Raw genomic sequence first — 20368 nt, forward strand, 5'->3', positions numbered from 1 at the left:
AGGCGGTTTTTTTATTGCTGAAACTCTAACTTACTTAGAGTTATCAACCATGTACTGGATCGCAGCTTTTAGTTCGCCGTCTGTGCAGTCCATGCAAAGACCACGTGGTGGCATTTGGCCTTTACCTTTGTCAGCTGTAGCGTAAAGTGCATCGATGCCTTGTGCTGAGCGTTCAGCCCACGCTGCAGCATCACCTACTTTAGGTGCATCAGCAACACCAGATGCGTGGCACATTGCACATTTAGTGTTGTAAACAGTAGCTCCGTCACGTTCTGCCATTGCTGCTGCTGGAATCATCATTGCTGCAGCTGCAGTCGCCATCAGTAGTTTTTTCATTGTAATTTTCCTGTAGGTGCTCATGAGTTTGTCATTGGGACTAATTCGACTTCGCCCTCACAACCAAGTCTGCTACCCCCTAGTAGCATCTATTAGTAACCCAAACAGAGTGAATTGTATCTGAACAAAGTCAATAGAAGAACGAAATAATGCTAAAGGATAGCTTGATACAGGAAAGATTGGTTTGGTTGGCGGGCTTAGTTACCTAAACGCATGGCAAAATTAGCCTGGTTATGTTGAATTTGAATGGTTTTTTCATGGATACGTTCTTCCGCATGAAACTCTGCGATGGCCTGATCTACGATGTTTTTAGGTGCCATTGCTAAGTTGCGAACATCCATTTCGGAATAGCCACGTTTCAGCAACTGCTTCAGCTGAGTTGTTAAAGTTGTTTCTGTCATTTTCTTTGCCTCTTTAAATTTAATACTCATCATGCATTAGATTTATTACAGAAATATGTCATTCAATTGATGATTTTGTTGAATGGGGAGCGAGGTTTTAGTCTTCGGAATTTTTTAGTGCCATGCTGATGAGTGCACTGTAAAGCTGTACTAAGTTACCAATAAATAGATGGTGCTCTGGTGAATCTGTAGAAAGTATATGTAAATTCTGGATCGCTTTGTGGAGAGTCTCTAAAAACTCGAGGTCGTAGGATTCTGCTGCTAGGCCTGCTTGTAAACGGTCACGAAGTTCATAGGCGCGAGGAAGCAGACGTTTCTGAATATCCAGAATACTTATTTGAATGACGCTTTCTTTGCGAGAAGTATTCATGAGTGCTGCGTTTTGCTTGGTTCGATACTAACAGCATAGTAGGCATTCAGGATTTTGTTTCTGAAGCCTATCTATTCAATCTTTAGCTTTGATGCCTAAAGAGGAGTAGGCGGCCGCAGTGACTTCAGGATCTAAAGGCGGCGGTGTTATATCAACTTCAGAGGATAGTTGTTTTACAACACATTTGAGTGCTTCTATCCGTGTGTACCATTTATGGTTGGCTGCAATGACATTCCACGCTGCAATTTCTGTATGTGTGTAGTGCAACATGTCATTGATCGCGTGAGTATAATCTTCCCAACGTTCACGATTACGAATATCTTCTGTGGTTAGCTTCCAGCGTTTAACTGGATTGTTTAGGCGCTCGGTAAAACGCCTCAGTTGTTCATCGGGGGTGATGTGCATAAAGATTTTTATTATGCGAGCACCATCATCAATCAAGCTACGTTCAAATTCGTTTATCTCTTGGTAGGCTCTCTGCCATTGCTGTGGTGAAGCAAACTCTTCAACCCGCTCCACTAATACACGGCCGTACCACGAACGATCAAATATCGCGATAGAACCTGCGGGCGGCAATTTTTCTTGGAAGCGCTGAAGGTAGTGTTTGCTTTGTTCGATTGATGTTGGCGCACTAATTGGGTGAACAGTGAAACCGCGAGGATCTAACTTTTCGGTGATACGTCTAATAGCGCCGCCTTTACCACTGGCATCCCAGCCTTCAAATACAATTATGGCCCGGCGGTTTTGATGATAATAAGCTTGTTGTACTTCAAGTATGCGCTTTTGCCATTTTTTCAATTTCTTTAGATAGTCATTTTTGTCTGCGAGTACCGCATCTTCGAATGTTATTGAATCTAATTGAGGAGAGGGATATTTGAGTATGATCGCGCTGGGTGTATGCATTAAAAATTCTCCCTCATCGTGTTAAGTAATGGTTATAGTGGTTCCTAACTACTGCTTTTTAACCAGTCTCTAGCGGCTGTAGTGATCTTTTCCACAGCGGTATGCGAGATCTTTCGTTCGATAGAAATTGCGTAAAAGTTATTCACAATCTCATTGGTTTCACCTAGCGTCACCAAACCGAGCTGCGCAGATACTTCATCTCTAATCGGCGTAGGTACCACCATAATCCCTTTACCAGCATTGGCGAATGCTTTAATCAATGCGCTGTCATCAAATTCGCCTACCACTCGAGGATGGATACGGTTCTTACTAAACCACTGTAGCAGTTGTGAGCGGACAATGGTTGTTTCGCTTGGAAGCAGCATAGGGGAACCATTAAGATTGTGGGGGAACTCTCCACTTAGTTGCTCAACTACTGATGGGCTTGCCATAAAACTACTGCCACAGGTGCCTAAACTATGGCTAAAACCATTAATACTGACATCAGAAGGTATAGGTGATTCTGAAATCACCAGATCTAATCTATGCAGGGCAAGCTCTGCGAGTAGCTCGTTGATATCACCCTCATGGCAAATCATTCTGACATTGTTGATGTCATCCATAGCCGGGGAGAGTAGGTGATAAGCGATCGATTTCGGTACTACATCTACCACGCCTACCTTGAAAACTAAGGGACGGATCTTATCTAAATTACGGACCCGTTCTTCCAGTTCGCCACCCAACGAAAAGATATCACTGGCGTAGCTTAAAACCATATGACCCGTTTCGGTGAGTTCTAATTGCCTACCTACTTTTGTGAAGAGAGAGCAGCCAAGGTAATCATCAAGCAAGCTCAGCTGAGCACTAATTGTGTGTGGTGTAACACTCAGACGCTCAGCAGCAGCAGCTATGCTCCCCTCTTTAGCGACCATCCAGAAATAGTGAAGGTGTTTGTAATTAATCATCAAAAACTCGGTAAAATCGATGCTTTTGTTAATAATAATCGAGTTTTATTGTTTTTGGTAGGCGGTTAAATTTTGAACTGTTGATACCGGAAAGCCTTTTGGCTTTTGGTTAGTAAAAACCAGGAGGGGTGTATGAATACATCTATAAGATCTTCAGCAGCTCAGACGCAACCATCTGCGTTAGAGTCTAATAAAGTACTACGCAACACCTATGCATTGTTATCTATGACTTTGCTGTTCAGTGCGATCATTGCTGGTGGTTCCATTGCGCTCCAGTTACCTCACCCCGGTGTCATCATCTCTTTAGTCGGCTTTTTTGGTTTATATTTTCTGACCTACAAGCTGCGCAATAGTGTTTGGGCATTACCTTCAGTCTTTGCTCTGACTGGTTTTATGGGTTACACCCTAGGCCCTATTGTTGGTCATTATTTGTCAATGCCGGGTGGCGGTTCTATCGTAATGAATGCGATGGGTATGACAGGAATAATTTTCTTAGGCCTATCAGCTTATGTTTTAACCACACGTAAGAACTTTACCTTTATGGGTGGCTTCTTAATGGTCGGTGTTTTACTGGCGTTTGTTGCAGGCTTAGGGGCAATCTTTTTCCAGATTCCTGCTCTGTCTTTAGCTGTATCGGCAATGTTTGTACTGTTGATGTCTGGTTTTATTCTTTATGAGACAAGCAACATCCTGCACGGCGGTGAGACAAACTACATCATGGCAACAGTGTCCTTGTATGTGTCCATCTATAACTTGTTTACCAGTTTATTGCATATCCTAGGTTTCCTAGGTGGTGAAGATTAAGACATTAAACCCTTTATTAGCTATGCACTTGTGATAACCCCACTGGGGTATTCAGGCGACCTTTTAGGTCGCCTTTTTTTATTTCAGCCAATCGGCAGCAACTTGAATTGGTTGTTGATCTCGTTCTGAAACCCAAATGGCCAATGCATGCTTTTGAGACGTTTGTAGATGGGGTAGTTCAAAGCTCCAGTTATAGTCTGATTGGGCTTTTTGTTGTTTATGTAAAACCACAAATTGATGTTGAAGTAGGCGGCCTGCATTTTCGCCTGAAGTGACTTGGCTACTGAGATTAAACCCGAGTACTGCAACATGAGCTATAAGCACCTTTCGGTCCCTTTTTGGGGTATAACTTACTTTGAGGGTTTGGCTGTTGAGGCTAGCTTTAAGTAGTCCCCCAGAGGAAGATTGATTGGGTAGGGCTTTGCCTTGGAAAAACCCTCGCCATTCTTTGCCGGAGCTAATCCAGCCCGGTGTATACACACTTTTTAAATTTCCTAAGCGGCGATGATTGTATTGGCGCTGTTTAAACTCAGGTTGGGCAAATCGATCTTCCCAGCCAATGTAATCCCAATAGTCTACATGAAAGGCTAAAGGTACTACCTTTTTCCAAAGGTCTGCGGAACCTATAAAGCTGTTGATATAGCGTTCTGCTGGAGGGCAGCTGGAACAGCCTTCTGAGGTATAGAGCTCAATTAACTGAGGTACAGCTCCTTGATTTTCAAAGATCTGCTCAGCCGCTAAAGCTTGAGGTAAGAAATAAAGGCAGGCTGCAATTAACGAATTGGCGAACGATTTCATAACTCTGTCCTCTCATTTCCTATGAGACTTCAGAGCCTTGAGTGAGTTCAGTTATTCAACATCGATCTTACATGCTGGGCTTTTGCCAGGGAGTGTGTCAAAGGCATCTAATTGATTCACGGTTTGATACCAATCGGCTCGACTGCCCCAAAAAAGATTACGTTCCGGTGGTACCTCGGGGCCTGTATCCAGTGTGCCGGCTGGAATGATCATTGCTTTACCTGTTTGGGCTAGCCACGGTAGGTTAGATCCACATTTTTTACAGAAGCAGACAGCAAAATGTTTGGCATCGCTGGGTTCATAGCGTCCAACGTATGCTTCTCCCGCCGTCCAGCGGAATTGCTCTGGTGGCATTATTATGTTGCTAGCATGTGCGCTGCCAGTGGTTTTGCGGCAACGTGAACAGTGACAGTATTGAAAGGTGGAAAAGGGTGGTGATATTTCATACTGAACTTCACCACATAAACAACTGCCCCTGTAAACCTCTTCTCCGCTCATGAAATCATCCTAGCGATCAAACGCTGTCACCATTGAATCTAGTTGTTTTACCAGTTCATGCAGTTCACTGCTAGCGGAAGCGGTTTCATCAGAGGCTTCACTGTTGCGACGGGCAAGGTCCCTGATCGCGACGATATTTTGTTGGATCTCTTCTACAACGGAGGACTGTTGTTCAGAACTGCTGGCGATCTGTAAACAGCGATCAGAAATATCATCAATAGAGCTTTGTACTGTTTGGAAGGCTTCATCAGCAATGTTTGCCACATCGACACTTTGCTTAGCATGATCGCGGCTTTGCTCCATGATGTTGACTGTTTTATCTACAGCAGACTGTACACTTTCAATTGAGGCTTCTATTTCTTGAGTAGAATTTTGCGTACGTGTTGCTAAGGTACGAACTTCATCTGCTACCACTGCGAAGCCGCGTCCTGTTTCACCTGCGCGCGCGGCTTCGATAGCAGCGTTCAGTGCTAGTAGGTTGGTTTGTTCAGCAATATCATTAATCACCGTTACGACATTGCCGATCGCATCTGTATGTTGTTTTAGCTCCATGGTAGCTTCCGTTGCTTCCACTACTTCATTAGACAGATCTTTAATGTGATTTACCGTGTTGTATAGTGCGCTTCGACCTTCTTCAGTTGTAGAGCGTGCATTCTGCGATGCATTCGACATATCGCTAGTGTTAGCTGCAATTTCTTGTGATGCACATGCCATTTCGTGAACAGCAGCGGCGACCATGTCACTTTCTTTATCTTGTTGGCTGATCCCTTCGTTAGTTTGACGGATAGCGTTATCGGTGACATCAATGGCTTGATCAATGGTGTGACTAACATCTCCCAATCGTGTAAGTACGGTAGTGTTTCTGGCTTCATTCATCTGTAAAGCGAGATCAATTTCACCAAATTCATCCTGACGAGGGCAGTACATTAATTGGATTAGAGGATTGCTGAAGCGATCGCGTGCACGATTAGCTAGCTCTTTAATTGGAGCGGTTAAGCGCAACAGACAGGCCCCTAAAAGAACTTCGGTCAGAGCCATAATTCCTAAAATAGGCAGTGACGCACCTGCAAACCATGAAGCAATTAAACTAATAAATGAAATTAAGGCGAAGATAGCAAATGTTTGGTTGCTAATAGATTTCAGTTTTAATGCCTTGCCCGCTTTACCGGCATTGGCCACTGAATAAATAACTTCTGCTTTAGAAACCTGTTCGGCGGTTGGCTTAAAGCGAACCGATTGATAGCCAACTTTTTGGCCTTTTTCATACAAAGGGGTTACGTAAGCATCGACCCAGTAATGATCGCCATTTTTACAACGGTTTTTAACAATTCCGCGCCACGCATGGTTTTCTTTTAAGGACATCCAGAGGTTTTCAAAGGCAGCGGGTGGCACGTCTGGGTGGCGAACAATATTGTGGGCTTTACCTAAAAGCTCCTCTTCAGTGAACCCTGAAATATCACAAAAAACCTGATTAACGTAAGTGATACGTCCTTTGAGGTCTGTTGTTGAAATAATGCGCTGACCTTCAGGTAGTACCACCTCGCGGTTGGTAACTGGCATTTTTTTCATGGTTCACCCTTCTTCGCATGCAAAAAGTAAAAACTAACGGCTCTTAATTATTAGATGTGTACAATGTATTTGATCTGCACAGTTTAGTAATAGTTATAGCTGTATTTAAGTGATATAGCTCAGAAGGCTGACTGATTTATTGATATTTTTTAGCATTTAGTCCTCTGTGAGCTCTGATAATAAAAAGGAATAAAGCATGTCGTTTCGATTAGAATTTAAAGTGCGTGATTACGAATGTGATTTGCAAGGCATCGTAAACAATGGCGTTTACTTCAATTATTTAGAGCATGCGAGGCATGAGTATCTTTTAGACAAGGGGATCGACTTTGCTAAGTTGACCGAAGATAAAATTCATCTGGTCGTTGTTCGTTCTGAGATGGATTATAAAAATTCTTTAACCAGTGGTGATCGCTTTGTTGTTGAAGTAAGTGTCGAGAGGGTGAGTAAAGTTAAGTTTGGTTTTCGTCAGCGTGTGATTAGATTGTCCGATGAAAAGGTGGCCCTTGAAGCGTTGGTAATCGGAACGGCATTAAATGAAAGAGGGCGTCCATTTGTGTTACCAGAAATCGCCGCTTTGATGCCAGAAGAGTAAGATTAGGAAGAGAAAGTACCCAGTGAACTTTTCAGCTTGGTTGTTAGCGAATGAACCGATAGTGCGCTTAAGCTGTTTTTTCGGCGTGTTCACGGTGATGGCCTGCTGGGAGTTATATAGGCCTTTCCGACCTTTGCTGCAAAAAAAATGGTTTCGTTGGCGATCGAATCTCAGTTTGGTTGTGCTTAATAGTTTGCTGCTGAGGGTTATGTTTCCGGTAGCGGCTGTTGGCGTTGCTGGATATGCGCAGGCCAAAGGGTTTGGACTTTTTATATGGTTGGATTTGCCTATTTGGTTGGAGGTTTTATTAGCTGTAGTGCTTTTGGATTTTCTGATTTATGCACAGCATGTTCTCTTTCATAAAGTTCCTTTGCTATGGCGTTTTCACCGCATGCATCATGCGGATCCAGATATTGATGTGACCACGGGGGCTAGATTTCATCCAGTTGAAATTGTCCTGTCGATGCTGATTAAAATGTTGATGGTGTTTCTTCTGGGGCCAGCGGTGGTTGCGGTGATCTTATTTGAAGTGTTACTCAATGCATCAGCCATGTTTAATCACTCGAATATACAATTGCCTAAACTATTAGATAGGGTGATTCGTTGGCTATTTGTTACCCCTGATATGCATCGAGTGCATCATTCAAAAATTCTCAGTGAGACGGATAGTAATTATGGCTTTGCGTTATCCTGTTGGGATCGAATCTGTAAGACTTATATTGAGAAGCCCGCTAAAGGCCAAGTAGGTGTAGAGATCGGATTAAACGAGTTTAATGATCCAAACACCTCTTGCCGTTTGGGGGGTATGTTGATGTTACCGTTTAAAAAGTGATTATTTAGTTTGAGTTAGCTGGGACCAGAAGGCGTTGATCAGCGGGTTCTTAAGTTTTTTCTCTAAAGTCACTATCCCAACTTCATAGGGTTTGAGTTTAGGTGTGATGTCGAGTACTTCCACGCTGCTTGCTAGTGGACTGTTTTGCAGAACAATCTCAGGTACAACACCTATGCCAAACCCTAGACTTACCATGCTCACAATAGCTTCGTTACCCGATACTTGGGCATAGATGATCGGTTTTATATCTTGATCTTTAAACCAGCGATCGACTCTTTTACGAGCCAAACCCGCTTCGGATAGGATCATCGGTGTGGAGCTATCTGGCCGAACCGGTGGTTTATCTTGACCTTGTAGTCCCTGTATTGGCGCTATAAATAGGAGGGGAGAGATGGCAATCGTCTTAAATGCAATCCCTGCCGGTAACGCGTCAGGTTTTGCGCTGATAGCAAAGTCTTCATCTCCGGATAGTATGCGGGATATAGCGTGTTCATGATCCCCGGTGTGTAACTTGATCTCTATTTTGGGATAGTCGGTACGGAACTCACTCAAGATATCGAACAGGAAGCTGTAACTGGCGGTAACCGAGCAATACATACTTATTTCGCCCTGAAGTTCACCCGACCTTTCCATCAGTTGAGTGCGCACCATATCCCATTGACCTAGGGAATCGCGGGCATAGCCTAAGAATATTTTGCCTTCTGTCGTCAGGGCAACACTGCGGTTATCTCGTTCAAACAGATCTGTGCCGACTTCTTCTTCCAACTGCTTGATGCTTCTGCTTAGTGCCGAAGGACTTATGTAAGAAGCTTCGCTTGCTCGACCAAAATGTAAGGTTTCGGCTAAGTGAACGAATTGTTTGAGCTGTCTGATATCCATAATGTTGCGCTTTTTCGAATGTTTCTCTTATTTTATGCCAATTTTTAATCTAATAGGAGTGCCTCTGCTTATTTTTTGTTCAGTTTTGTCATATTTCTATGCTATTTTCTATGTTGTTATTGTGCGGTGCACAAAGGCAGCAGGAGGCACGTATGACAAAGTCATTGAATTTGGCATTACAGGGTGGTGGTGCTCATGGAGCATTTGCCTGGGGCGTTTTAGATCGTTTACTTGAAGAGGATATCAAGCCTCAAGCGATCAGCGGAACTAGTGCAGGTGCTATGAATGCGATTCTGCTTGCACATGGTTGGCAGTTGAATGGTGCTTCAGGAGCAAAGGATTTATTAGACCAATTTTGGCACAAGGTTTCTCTTAACTCTCCTTCGGAGTTGATAGGTTCTCAGTTGCCCGATTCCCAGATGACGGCGGTGACAGGGTTTATGCTCGATCTCTTGCGTTATCTATCGCCTTACGACCTTAACCCTCTCGATATTAATCCATTGCGTGGTTTGCTGGATGATATTGTCGACTTTGAAATGCTGAGAAATGATGGATCAATACAGTTATTCATAGCTGCTACCGATGTTACAACAGGCAAAATTCGTCTATTTAGAGAGAATGAGCTGACCACGGAGCATGCTTTGGCTTCGGCGTGTTTACCAACGTTGCACCAAGCTATTGAAATTGATGACTGTTACTACTGGGATGGAGGCTTCTCCGGCAATCCAGCGGTGTATCCGCTGATCTTTGATTGTCAGGAAGAGGATATCTTAATGGTTTTGCTTCAGCCTATGCAGGGACGTGATCTCCCGACGACCTCTCATGCGATTAACCAACGTGTTACTGAGTTGGGTTTTCAAAGTACTTTTTTACGAGAGATGAGAGCGATCAGCTATACCCGACAGCAGGCTAAAGATAAGTTTTTCAGTACCAGTAGTCTGGAGCGGCGGTTCAAAGCGCTACGTTTTCATCTGATTGAATCGGGTGAAGTGTTATCTAGTCTGGAACAAGCCAGCAAATATGATACCCGGCAGGAATTTCTTTTAGGTCTCAAGGAAAAGGGACGAAATGCCGCAGAACAGTGGATTGGATCAAACTTCAGTGCGATAGGGCAGAGGCCAAGTTGTGACATCGAGGCGATGTTTTTATAGTACTAAGATAAAGTATTGGTATGGATGGGAAGCATGGTGAAAAGTAGGGACCAACTGAAGTTATTGCTGCTTCAGATCCGAGATGAAGATCAAGTTCGAAGGGAAGAGCTAGAGAGTTTTGCTGAATACTGCGGGCTTAATATCGAGCAGTTTGATGTGCTTAATGTCTTTGATACACCGACATTTCCAGATACTGCCGCCGATAATTATGACGCTTTGCTAGTCGGTGGTGCCAGTGAGGCTAATGTACTTTTCCCAGACATTTACCCATTTGTAGATCAGTGTCAGCAGCTCATTTTACGTTGCGCAGAAACCGACAAGCCAGTGTTTGCCTCCTGCTTTGGTTTTCAGTTAGCGGTATTAGCGCTTGGTGGTGAGATCTTGCATCGAGAGAAAAATTTCGAGATGGGTACAATACCTATCTCGCTTGATCATAGCGTTTGGCAGGATCCAATATTTCGAGATACCCCCGACAATTTTTATGCAGTTTCAGTGCACAAGCAGTACGCAAATGAACTGCCGAAAAACTGTGTTTCTCTTGCTTACACAGATAAATGCATTCATGCATTTAGAGTAAAAGATAAGCCTTTCTGGGCTTTTCAATTTCATCCTGAGGTTGGTAAACGAATCTTGGTTGAGCGACTGACCTTTTACAAAGATAAATACACAGATGGAGATGATCACCTTGATCAGGTGCTAGCGACTGCACAAGAAACGCCTCAATCAAATGCGTTGCTAACTAAATTTGTGGATAGAATTCTATTAGATCAGGATCATCTAGATCTCTAGAAATGGCATCCTGACGCTGGTCACAGTAGAATGGGGTTTCTCTATATTATGGAATATAAAAAATCGCGATGAATGAGCCGCAAAATCAAGATAATCAAGAACCGATAAAGCCTCGTAGCCGCGGGATCTACCTGCTGCCTAATTTATTTACGACAGGGGCATTGTTTTCAGGGTTCTATGCAATTGTTGCGAGTATGAATGGGCACTTTGAAAATGCCGCAATAGCGATCTTTGTTTCGATGGTACTGGATGGGCTTGATGGTCGAGTAGCACGTATGACCAACACCTCCAGTGCATTTGGTGCGGAGTATGACTCACTAGCTGATATGGTTTCCTTTGGTGTAGCGCCTTCACTCGTGGTTTTCTCCTGGGTGTTGGATGATATTGGCAAACTAGGCTGGTTTGCTGCATTTATCTATGTAGCAGGGGCAGCTTTAAGACTTGCCCGCTTCAATACCCAAATTGGTTCGACAGATAAACGTTACTTTATTGGATTGCCTAGCCCAGCAGCGGCGGCTGCAGTGGCAGGTTTAGTGTGGGCTGCGACCGAGTATGAAATAGATGGATCGGCTTATGTTTATTTGATAGCTGCGTTTGTTGCTTTGGTCGGTGTTTTGATGGTGAGTAATGTACTTTATTACAGCTTTAAAGATGTCAGCCTAAAAGAGAAAGTACCTTTCTTGATCTTAGCGGGTATTGTCTTGGCTGTAGGTATTATCTCAATTAGCCCGCCTGCATTCTTATGGATTTTATTCCTAGCTTATGCGGTGTCTGGGCCGCTATTGTGGGTTATGCGAAAAACTAAACAGAAGCCTACGGCCTAAGGGTCAGATAGAAGCATTTCAGAATTTTTAAAACGGCTCCTTTAAGGGGCCGTTTTTCTGCTATACCTCATAATAGCCCTTGTAGAAGGAGGTTATTATGAAACCCTTCCCTTGTAATTGTCGCCCCCTTAAAACCCTTGTTTATACGGTAATCTTTTTGCTCATTATTATCGCAATGATGAGTGGTGCATTTATGCTGGTGGATAAGATCTGACGTCCATAACTGCTTATGACGTCCTTGCAAAATTTTCATCGCTGCTATACTTGCAGTTAACAACCAAGCGGATTGGTCGGAAATGATAGGACGGAGTCCAGGCGGAAAGAGAGCCTGCCCGAACCCTGTCGCTACCGACGTTGAAAGAGAAGTACAACGCCCTTAGTGAGAGGTTTCTGACAGGCTCTTTTGCGTGTATAGCAAAGGGGGCTGCAATGATAAAAACAATATCGGGATTTGTTGCACTGTTATTGTTTGCTAATAATCTCCAGGCTGATTGGGAGGTAAATCTCACCCGAGGTGTTACCGAAATCAGTCGAGAGGTCTATGACCTGCACATGATTATTTTCTGGATCTGTGTGGCTATTGGTGTCGTTGTTTTTGGTGTGATGCTCTGGTCGGTGATCTATCATCGTAAGTCCAAAGGAGCAAAAGCGCACAACTTCCATGAAAGCCTTGTTGTCGAAATTGCTTGGACTTTAATTCCCTTCGTTATCTTGATTGCCATGGCTGTTCCTGCAACGGCAACCTTAATCAAAATGTACGATAACTCAGAATCTGAAGTCGATATTCAGATTACTGGTTATCAGTGGAAATGGCGCTATCAGTATTTAGCTGAAGATATCGATTTCTTCTCAAGTCTCTCTACCTCTCGAGAACAGATCAACAACAAAGCTGCTAAAGGCGAACATTATCTACTCGAAGTGGATAACCCTTTGGTGATTCCAGCAGGTAAAAAAGTGCGCTTTTTACTGACCGCAAATGACGTGATTCATTCTTGGTGGGTACCGGATCTCGCGGTTAAGAAAGATGCAATTCCCGGTTTCATAAATGAAGCGTGGACCATTGTGGATAAACCCGGTGTTTATCGTGGTCAGTGCGCAGAGCTTTGCGGTAAAGATCACGGTTTTATGCCGATCGTTGTCGAAGTGAAAACGCCAGAAGAGTATGAGGCTTGGCTAGCTGAGGTTAGGCAAGCGGATCAAGAAAAAGCAGCTGAAGGGCAAAAGGATTGGAACCTAGCTGAGCTTATGGAAACCGGTGAAGCGGTTTATAACAAAAACTGTTTAGCCTGCCACCAAGCCAATGGTGAGGGAATTCCAGGTGTTTTCCCAGCTTTGAAAAATAGTCCAATAGCTTTGGGAGAGCCGGGGCCTCATATCGATATTGTGCTTAACGGTAAAAAAGGCACGGCGATGCAGGCGTATAGGGATCAACTGTCGGCTGTGGAACTGGCTGCTGTAATTACTTATGAGCGAAACGCTTGGGGTAATAAGGTGGGCGATCTAGTTACACCGACACAGATTGCTGAGTTGAAAGAGTAGGAGGGGGCATGGATACGGTTGCAGTTTCTCATCATCATGGTCCGGCTACCGGTATAGGGCGTTGGTTATTCACAACCAATCATAAAGATATAGGGACGCTCTATCTCTGGTTTAGCTTTTTGATGTTCCTTACCGGCGGATGCATGGCATTGCTGATTCGAGCTGAGCTCTTTCAGCCTGGGTTACAGCTGATTCAGCCAGACTTCTTTAATCAGATGACCACCATGCATGGCCTGATCATGGTGTTTGGTGCGGTCATGCCTGCGTTTGTTGGCTTAGCCAACTGGATGATCCCGATTATGGTGGGTGCGCCAGATATGGCGCTGCCAAGGATGAATAACTGGAGTTTTTGGATTCTTCCTTTCGCTTTCGCGATGATGCTGTCGACTCTATTTATGGATGGCGGTGCGCCAAATTTTGGTTGGACATTCTATGCGCCGTTATCGACTACCTATGCACCCCCTAGTGTGACCTTCTTTATCTTCGCTGTGCACATGATGGGGATTAGCTCGATTATGGGGGCGATCAATATCATTGCCACCATACTCAATATGCGTGCGCCGGGTATGACCATGATGAAGTTGCCACTCTTCGTTTGGACTTGGTTGATTACGGCATTCCTCTTGATTGCAGTGATGCCAGTGTTAGCCGGTGTAGTTACGATGATGTTGATGGATATTCATTTTGGAACCAGTTTTTTTGATGCCGCTGGTGGCGGTGATCCAGTGTTATTCCAGCATGTATTCTGGTTCTTTGGTCACCCTGAGGTATACATCATGATCTTGCCTGCTTTCGGTATTGTCAGTGAGATCATTCCGACTTTCGCAAGGAAGAAGCTGTTTGGTTATACCTCGATGGTTTATGCCACAGCTTCTATAGCTATTCTTTCCTTCATCGTTTGGGCGCATCACATGTTTACGGTCGGCCTACCTTTGGCTGGTGAATTGTTCTTTATGTTCACAACTATGCTGATTGCCGTGCCTACAGGAGTCAAAGTCTTTAACTGGGTAGCGACGATGTTTCGTGGCTCTATGACGTTCGAAACGCCGATGCTATTTGCACTCGCATTTGTAGTTCTTTTCACTATCGGTGGTTTTTCAGGCTTGATGTTGGCGATCGCGCCAGTCGATTTTCAATACCACGACACTTATTTTGTGGTAGCCCATTTCCATTATGTCTTAGTGCCCGGTGCGGTCTTTGCCATTATGGCAGGCGCTTATTATTGGTTACCTAAGTGGTGTGGCAATTATTACAACGAAACCATGGGTAAAGTGCATTTTTGGTGTAGTTTTATCGGGGTGAATATCACCTTTTTCCCGATGCACTTTATCGGCTTAGCGGGTATGCCGCGCCGTATACCTGACTATGCACTTCAGTTTGCCGATTTCAATGCGGTGGCTTCAGTAGGTGCGTTTATCTTCGGGCTATCGCAACTAATTTTCCTTTATAACATTGTGAGCTGTATTCGTAAGGGTAAGCAGGCCAGTGCGGAAGTTTGGGAAGGGTCTCACGGTTTAGAGTGGACCCTACCATCCCCTGCGCCTTATCACAGCTTTAGTACACCGCCAGAGGTGAAATAACAGCACTTTTGAGAGGTTGTTATGGTAGAGCAACGACATAAGAAAACAGTGCTATCACTGTTAAGTGGAACCCTGATTATGTTTGGGTTTGGCTTCGCGTTGGTACCTCTATATGACGTGTTTTGTGATATCACGGGGCTAAACGGCAAAGTGGATCTGGTTGCAGCGGAGCCGAGTTTGGTTGTGGATAACAGTCGGCAGGTAAAATTGCAGCTGGTGGCTATTAACAACGAATCTATGCCTTGGCGATTTAAACCAGAAAAAACTTCTATCATTTTGTCGCCTGGGGAAATGTATCAAACAGCCTATAAGGCGCGCAATTTGACCGATAACTTCATGATTGCGCAAGCAGTCCCTTCGGTTTCACCTTCAGAAGCTGCGCCTTATGTGCAAAAGATTAATTGTTTCTGTTTCGAACGGCAGCCGCTAAAAGCGAAAGAATTAAAGGCGATGCCGCTGGTTGTTTCTATCGCGCCAGAGCTTCCTAAGCACATAAAAACAGTAACACTTTCATACACCCTATTTGATATCACACCAGAAGCGGAAGTGAATTTGTCTGCGAGGAGGAACTCTCTATGAGTACTCAAACTTACTATGTGCCAGAACAAAGTCGTTGGCCTATTTTAGCATCGATCGCTTTGTTCTTTATGGCTTACGGTGCAGGCAGCTTAATCAATAGCCTTGCCGCAGAAGAGGCTGGTGGAGCTGGTTTAATTCTTCTATTAGCCGGTGCATTGGGAATGGGGCTTATTTTATTGGGCTGGTTTAGCAACGTTATCCATGAAAGTGGTGAAGGTTTATACAGCCCACAAATGGATCGCTCATTCCGCTGGGGGATGAGCTGGTTTATCTTTTCTGAGGTTATGTTCTTTGCTGCATTCTTTGGCACTTTATTTTATGTCAGGACGTTAGCGGTGCCTTGGCTGGGTGGTGAAGGTGATAAAGGTGTTTCAAACATGCTGTGGGAAGGCTTTGAGGCACAGTGGCCTTTGATGGTGACACCAGATCAAAATGCTTTTCCGGGTCCTAAAGAGGTAATCGATCCTTGGCATATACCACTTTTCAATACCATTTTACTGATCGCATCGAGTTTTACAGTCACCCTTGCGCATAAAGCACTTAAGTTGGATCAACGCTCTAGGGTGGTGTTTTGGTTAGCTGTGACTGTCTTGCTGGGCAGCGTGTTTCTATATTTTCAAGCTTATGAGTATGTACTTGCTTACAACGAATTAGGCTTAACGCTTAATGCCGGTATATACGGGGCAACCTTTTTTATTCTTACAGGTTTTCATGGATTACATGTCACTTTAGGCACGCTGATGTTGATCATTATTTGGTTGCGGGTAATCAAAGGGCATTTCAGTTCAGAAAAGCATTTTGGTTTTGAGGCGGTGGCTTGGTATTGGCACTTTGTTGATGTGGTATGGGTCGGCTTGTTTCTATTTGTTTATATCTTGTAGTCGCTTAAAGCCCGTGAGGAACAATCTCACCGGTATAGAAGCCATAAATAAGTACCGCGATGATCATGACACTAAAAGTGACCCTGAAGAAAAGTGAGTTAACGGTTCGATGAGATTGACCTTGATCTCTTACTAAGAAGTAGAGGCCGGAAAATAAACTGATGAGAACGGCCATAAACAGAAGTAGTAAAAGTAACTTTAACGACATGCGCAGTACCTGATAGCTGTTCTTGGTGTAGGTAACTATGAGTAAAGTTCAGAGTGGTTCAGCCTTCAAGTGGATGTTGTGGATATCTGGAATTGTATTGTTGCCATTATTGATCGGACTGGGACTTTGGCAGTTGGACAGAGCGGAACAAAAGCAAGAGCTATTGGATAGCTGGCAACAAGCAGAACCAAGTCAGGAATTGCCGTTGGAGCAAGAGATGATAAGAGGGAGTTATAAAGCGGTTATCTTGAAGGGAGTGTTCGATCGAGAACGGTACTTTCTTTTAGATAATCGAGTACGAAAGGGGCGTGCTGGTTATGAGGTCGTTGCTCTATTTACTGCGGCTAGTGGTCGAAATGTATTGGTGAATCTTGGTTGGGTGTTAGCTTCGCAGGATCGCGGGGTTTTACCTGAAGTTGAAGTGCCTAAAGCTCAGCAAACGATAAGTGGAAGTATCAGGGTGGTTGAGAAAGGTTTTGCTTTATCAGGTGATGATCTAGCAGAGGATCGGTGGCCTAAGGTAATTCAGCAATTGGATGTGGAAAAAATATCGTCTCGGCTAGTTACAAGTATTGATGCGTTGGAAATAAGGCTAACAGAGCCGCTTGTTTCAGGTTTAGATCTAAATTGGCCAGTAGTGAATATGAAGCCAGAGAAACATTTAGGTTATGCATTTCAATGGTTCGCTATGGCATTTGCGTTGTTGTGTTTATTGATTTGGAGCGCTCTAAAGATAAGAAAGGAGGCTGTATATGAACAGGTTTAGTTTTTGGCTTGTTTGGGCGGTTGGCTTAGTACCCATGCTGGTGGCTTCTTTTATGTTTTTTACGGGGATGATGATTCCAGAGCAGCGTGTTCATTCAGGTACTTTGCTTTCTGATCAGCATATTAATGATCTGAGCTTGGTTAGGAGTGAGCTGAAACAGCGTAAGTGGCAACTGTTATTAACTAAGCAAGATGATTGTGTCTCGCGTTGCGAGAAATGGTCAAAGGTGCTTAGCAATCTGCACACAGCATTAGGTAAGGAGCAAGATCGGGTCAAGCTGTTACAAGTGGATCTGAGTGCAACCACACTAGATAGGAATGAGTTTGGAAAGTTAGGAACGGCAATATGGGTCGTCGACCCATTAGGCAATATGGTGCTGCGATATACCTTATCAGATGAGCCGAGTCTGATTCTTAAAGATCTGCGCAAGCTGTTGAAAATGTCCCGGATTGGATAAGCCACGGGGGAATTAATGTTAAAGCTGATATGGCGGTTGAGTAATGTGGTATTAGTGCTTGCGCTCTGCGTTGTGTTGTTAGGAGCGTGGACTCGAATTAACCATGCGGGACTAAGCTGCCCTGACTGGCCTGGGTGTTATGGCTATATGTTGATGCCTACTGATCAAGCAGCTTTGACTGAAGCGCAGTTTATTTACCCTGATACACCTATAGAGCTTGGTAAAACAGCACTAGAGATGGGGCATCGTTATTTAGCGGGAACTTTAGGCCTAGTCATAGCGGCTTTGGCTTTTTGTGCCTATAGATTAAGGCGCGTGCAAACATATCCGGTTTATTTAAGTTATGGCTTGCTCTTGTTAGTGACAGTGCAGGCTGTATTTGGAATGTGGACGGTCACATTAAAGCTTTACCCGCCAGTAGTGACTTTGCATCTTTTAGGGGGAGTGCTGACGTTAACAGGTGTATATGTCCTCAGAAGCAAAGTGAAAACATTGATGGCTGGAGTGAAAAAGCAAAGGACTAAATGCAGTAAGTGGATCAAGTATGCTTTGGCTGTTTTGTTGCTGCAGATAGTGTTGGGTGGCTGGACTAGCTCAAACTATGCAGGACCAGCTTGTGGTCATTGGCTAAGTTGCAGCATGGGCGAGAATGCCAGCAGCGATTTTACGAGAGGTTTTAATCTTACGGAAACTATTGGCCCAAATTATCAAGGTGGTTTGCTGCCACTAGATGCACGTGTAGCGATTCAGCAGGGGCATAGAATTGGTGCATTGGTGGTATTGATCGTGTGTGTTTGGCTAGTGGTTAAGTTACATCGACAGGTATATATGCGAAGTTGGCTATATGGGTTGTTAGCCTTGTTATCGATCCAGATATTGCTGGGTGGATTAAACGCTATTTATGCAGTGCCTAATCTGTTGGCGATTGGGCACCATGCAGTGGCGGTTGGATTATTGTTGGTTCTGTTAAAAATTTATGAGCTGCGGCTACGGACTGTAGAGGTGAATCATGGATAACCAAGAATTAGTAAGCATTCGTACAGAAGGGGTTTCTTGGCGAGATTATCTGATTTTATGTAAGCCTAAGGTTGTGGTCGTTATGCTGGTAACTGCTGCTGTGGGTATGTTTCTAGCAGTGCAGGAAATTCCACCGATTAGTAACGTCTTATTAGGACTAGTTGGAATTGGCATGGCAGCTGGCTCTGCAGCAGCAGTAAATCACATCATGGATCGTAAGATCGATGAAAAAATGGCTCGGACGAAAAGGCGGCCTTTACCCCAAGGCAAATTAAGTCCGCTACAAGCACTGTTATTCGCAGCTGTGCTTGGTGTATCAGGAATTGCAATCTTGGTCTTCTGGGTTAATGCGCTGACAGCATGGTTAACAGTGGCGGCGTTAATGGGTTATGCGGTGGTCTATACTGTATGGCTGAAAAGAGCGACACCCCAGAATATTGTAATCGGCGGTATAGCCGGTGCAGCACCACCGCTATTAGGCTGGACAGCTATAACAGGCTCGATAGAACCGAACGCGTTGCTACTTGTGCTTATTATCTTTGCTTGGACACCTCCGCACTTTTGGGCTCTGTGTATAGCTCGCAAAGAGGACTATGCAAAAGCTGGTATTCCAATGCTGCCAGTTACACATGGTGTCGCATATACACGTTTGCAAATCATGCTTTATAGCATGTTAATGGTGGCAACAACGTTATTCCCTGTTATGACGGGAATGAGTGGGGCGATTTATCTGGGTTTGGTGTTAGCACTAAATGCTCAATTTCTATATAGGGTTGCTTGCTTGTGGACAGAGCCAAGTCAATCACCCATGTTACTTTTTAAATACAGTATCAATTACATCATGTTGCTGTTTGTCGCATTGCTTGTAGATCACTACATGATATGAAAAACAGCAACGGTTAAAACTTAAAGTTCCTGAAACCTGTGGAAATGGAGAGAAAATCAGTAATGAAACAAGAAGTTAATTGATGTAGCGCTAATGGATTGGTGCTGCACCTAAATTAAACGAGGGGATGCATCATGTTTATTCAGCATATGATGGGAATAATGTACCACCCAAAAGAGGAGTGGGGACAAATAAGAAAAGAGCACTACAGCGCGTCGCATATATATATGCAACAAATAAGTATTCTGGCTGCCATACCAGCAATCTCAATGTTCATCGGGACAACCCAAATAGGTTGGAGCATTGCGGGTTCTGAATATGTGAAGCTAGATGCAATGAGCGCCTTGCCTGCTGCAATCGCATTTTACTTTGCAATGTGGGTTGGAGTTGGGTTTATAACATGGGCCATTCATTGGATGGAGAAGAACTATGGCGGCAACGTTTCATTTGATGATTGCCTATCGCTAGCGACTTATACAGCGACGCCAATGTTCTTAGCAGGCTTGTCTGCGTTGTATCCATTGCTATGGTTTAATGTGACCGTTGGTTTATTCGCAATTTGTTACACGGTCTACCTACTATACATAGGTGTTCCGGTGATAATGAAAATACCAGAAGAAAGGGCCTTTCTATTTTCAACATCTATCTTGACAGTGGGACTCTGTACACTAGTGGGTATTATTGTTGCTTCTGTTATTCTATGGGGCACAGTGATTCCACTAAACTATATACCGGTGTAATGGCTAAATAAGCTATAAATTACTC

General features: G+C 44.0%; 25 protein-coding genes. 15 read left to right on the forward strand and 10 right to left on the reverse strand.

The genetic code is table 11. The features are described 5' to 3' along the window. Positions 1–30 precede the first annotated feature (30 nt). The 5 genes from ACMXYP_RS01615 to nhaR all read right to left on the reverse strand — a co-directional run bounded on the left by ACMXYP_RS01615 (position 31) and on the right by nhaR (position 2954). A complete protein-coding gene (locus ACMXYP_RS01615; RefSeq protein WP_415883271.1) occupies positions 31–336 on the reverse strand; it encodes a c-type cytochrome in 306 nt (101 codons plus the stop codon). Positions 337–533: 197 nt separating this feature from the next. Beyond that, positions 534–737, reverse strand: coding sequence for a hypothetical protein (locus ACMXYP_RS01620; RefSeq protein WP_415883272.1), 204 nt, complete (start codon positions 735–737; stop codon positions 534–536). Between the two features lie 97 nt (positions 738–834). After that, the gene (locus tag ACMXYP_RS01625) at positions 835–1107 is read right to left on the reverse strand and encodes a hypothetical protein (protein WP_415883273.1); all 273 of its coding nucleotides are present in this window, start codon (positions 1105–1107) and stop codon (positions 835–837) included. Positions 1108–1182: 75 nt separating this feature from the next. Beyond that, a complete protein-coding gene (locus ACMXYP_RS01630) occupies positions 1183–2010 on the reverse strand; it encodes a polyphosphate kinase 2 family protein (protein ID WP_415883274.1) in 828 nt (275 codons plus the stop codon). 44 nt (positions 2011–2054) lie between these two features. Beyond that, a complete protein-coding gene (gene nhaR / locus ACMXYP_RS01635) occupies positions 2055–2954 on the reverse strand; it encodes a transcriptional activator NhaR (protein WP_415883275.1) in 900 nt (299 codons plus the stop codon). A gap of 132 nt (positions 2955–3086) precedes the next feature. Between nhaR and ACMXYP_RS01640 the strand changes: the two genes are divergently transcribed. After that, on the forward strand, positions 3087–3758 hold the full coding sequence (locus tag ACMXYP_RS01640) for a Bax inhibitor-1/YccA family protein (RefSeq protein WP_415883276.1): 672 nt from the start codon (positions 3087–3089) through the stop codon (positions 3756–3758). A gap of 78 nt (positions 3759–3836) precedes the next feature. On the opposite strand, the gene ACMXYP_RS01645 is transcribed toward ACMXYP_RS01640, so the two are convergent. From ACMXYP_RS01645 to ACMXYP_RS01655, 3 genes are all read right to left on the reverse strand, one after another. Then, positions 3837–4556 (reverse strand): DUF1223 domain-containing protein, encoded by a 720-nt coding sequence (locus ACMXYP_RS01645; protein WP_415883277.1) that lies wholly within the window; start codon positions 4554–4556, stop codon positions 3837–3839. 51 nt (positions 4557–4607) lie between these two features. Next, the gene (locus ACMXYP_RS01650) at positions 4608–4910 is read right to left on the reverse strand and encodes a GFA family protein (protein WP_415883278.1); all 303 of its coding nucleotides are present in this window, start codon (positions 4908–4910) and stop codon (positions 4608–4610) included. Positions 4911–5063: 153 nt separating this feature from the next. Next, positions 5064–6623 carry a methyl-accepting chemotaxis protein gene (locus ACMXYP_RS01655; RefSeq protein ID WP_415883279.1) on the reverse strand — a complete coding sequence of 520 codons (1560 nt, stop codon included), beginning with the start codon at positions 6621–6623 and terminating at the stop codon, positions 5064–5066. 196 nt (positions 6624–6819) lie between these two features. On the opposite strand from ACMXYP_RS01655, the gene ACMXYP_RS01660 reads away from it, so the two are divergent. Both ACMXYP_RS01660 and ACMXYP_RS01665 read left to right on the forward strand, forming a co-directional pair. After that, on the forward strand, positions 6820–7215 hold the full coding sequence (locus ACMXYP_RS01660; RefSeq protein WP_415883280.1) for an acyl-CoA thioesterase: 396 nt from the start codon (positions 6820–6822) through the stop codon (positions 7213–7215). A 208-nt stretch (positions 7216–7423) separates the two neighbouring features. Beyond that, positions 7424–8047, forward strand: a complete 624-nt coding sequence (locus tag ACMXYP_RS01665) for a sterol desaturase family protein (protein WP_415883281.1) — start codon at positions 7424–7426, stop codon at positions 8045–8047. Here the strand turns inward: ACMXYP_RS01665 and ilvY are convergent, their stop codons facing one another. Further along, positions 8048–8926: an HTH-type transcriptional activator IlvY gene (gene ilvY / locus ACMXYP_RS01670; RefSeq protein WP_415883282.1), complete on the reverse strand. Its 879-nt coding sequence runs from the start codon at positions 8924–8926 to the stop codon at positions 8048–8050. It lies immediately after the preceding gene. Positions 8927–9078: 152 nt separating this feature from the next. Between ilvY and ACMXYP_RS01675 the strand changes: the two genes are divergently transcribed. The 7 genes from ACMXYP_RS01675 (at position 9079) to ACMXYP_RS01705 (ending at position 16269) form a co-directional block, all read left to right on the forward strand. Then, positions 9079–10077: a patatin-like phospholipase family protein gene (locus tag ACMXYP_RS01675; RefSeq protein ID WP_415883283.1), complete on the forward strand. Its 999-nt coding sequence runs from the start codon at positions 9079–9081 to the stop codon at positions 10075–10077. A 33-nt stretch (positions 10078–10110) separates the two neighbouring features. Beyond that, positions 10111–10866 carry a type 1 glutamine amidotransferase gene (locus ACMXYP_RS01680; RefSeq protein WP_415883284.1) on the forward strand — a complete coding sequence of 252 codons (756 nt, stop codon included), beginning with the start codon at positions 10111–10113 and terminating at the stop codon, positions 10864–10866. 68 nt (positions 10867–10934) lie between these two features. Next, positions 10935–11690: a CDP-diacylglycerol--serine O-phosphatidyltransferase gene (pssA, locus tag ACMXYP_RS01685; protein WP_415883285.1), complete on the forward strand. Its 756-nt coding sequence runs from the start codon at positions 10935–10937 to the stop codon at positions 11688–11690. A 429-nt stretch (positions 11691–12119) separates the two neighbouring features. Next, on the forward strand, positions 12120–13229 hold the full coding sequence (gene coxB / locus ACMXYP_RS01690; RefSeq protein ID WP_415883286.1) for a cytochrome c oxidase subunit II: 1110 nt from the start codon (positions 12120–12122) through the stop codon (positions 13227–13229). A gap of 8 nt (positions 13230–13237) precedes the next feature. Continuing rightward, a complete protein-coding gene (gene ctaD / locus ACMXYP_RS01695; RefSeq protein WP_415883287.1) occupies positions 13238–14809 on the forward strand; it encodes a cytochrome c oxidase subunit I in 1572 nt (523 codons plus the stop codon). Positions 14810–14830: 21 nt separating this feature from the next. After that, positions 14831–15388 carry a cytochrome c oxidase assembly protein gene (locus ACMXYP_RS01700; RefSeq protein WP_415883288.1) on the forward strand — a complete coding sequence of 186 codons (558 nt, stop codon included), beginning with the start codon at positions 14831–14833 and terminating at the stop codon, positions 15386–15388. Further along, positions 15385–16269, forward strand: coding sequence for a cytochrome c oxidase subunit 3 (locus tag ACMXYP_RS01705; RefSeq protein ID WP_415883289.1), 885 nt, complete (start codon positions 15385–15387; stop codon positions 16267–16269). The genes ACMXYP_RS01700 and ACMXYP_RS01705 overlap by 4 nt, the downstream gene beginning before the upstream one ends. A gap of 4 nt (positions 16270–16273) precedes the next feature. On the opposite strand, the gene ACMXYP_RS01710 is transcribed toward ACMXYP_RS01705, so the two are convergent. Further along, positions 16274–16477 carry a twin transmembrane helix small protein gene (locus ACMXYP_RS01710; RefSeq protein WP_415883290.1) on the reverse strand — a complete coding sequence of 68 codons (204 nt, stop codon included), beginning with the start codon at positions 16475–16477 and terminating at the stop codon, positions 16274–16276. A 37-nt stretch (positions 16478–16514) separates the two neighbouring features. Here ACMXYP_RS01710 and ACMXYP_RS01715 point away from each other — a divergent pair, with 37 nt between their 5' ends. The 5 genes from ACMXYP_RS01715 (at position 16515) to ACMXYP_RS01735 (ending at position 20343) form a co-directional block, all read left to right on the forward strand. After that, positions 16515–17243, forward strand: coding sequence for an SURF1 family protein (locus ACMXYP_RS01715; RefSeq protein WP_415883291.1), 729 nt, complete (start codon positions 16515–16517; stop codon positions 17241–17243). After that, a complete protein-coding gene (locus ACMXYP_RS01720; RefSeq protein ID WP_415883292.1) occupies positions 17230–17700 on the forward strand; it encodes a hypothetical protein in 471 nt (156 codons plus the stop codon). The genes ACMXYP_RS01715 and ACMXYP_RS01720 overlap by 14 nt, the downstream gene beginning before the upstream one ends. Before the next feature lie 15 nt (positions 17701–17715). Beyond that, positions 17716–18717 (forward strand): COX15/CtaA family protein, encoded by a 1002-nt coding sequence (locus ACMXYP_RS01725; RefSeq protein ID WP_415883293.1) that lies wholly within the window; start codon positions 17716–17718, stop codon positions 18715–18717. Further along, a complete protein-coding gene (gene cyoE / locus ACMXYP_RS01730) occupies positions 18710–19603 on the forward strand; it encodes a heme o synthase (RefSeq protein ID WP_415883294.1) in 894 nt (297 codons plus the stop codon). Before ACMXYP_RS01725 ends, cyoE begins: the two co-directional genes overlap by 8 nt. 134 nt (positions 19604–19737) lie before the next feature. Continuing rightward, entirely contained in the window at positions 19738–20343 is a 606-nt protein-coding gene (locus tag ACMXYP_RS01735; protein ID WP_415883295.1) for a Yip1 family protein, read from the forward strand. Positions 20344–20368 lie beyond the last annotated feature (25 nt).

It is taken from the genome of Neptuniibacter sp. QD34_54 (genome assembly GCF_047778055.1).
Lineage (GTDB): Bacteria > Pseudomonadota > Gammaproteobacteria > Pseudomonadales > Balneatricaceae > Neptuniibacter.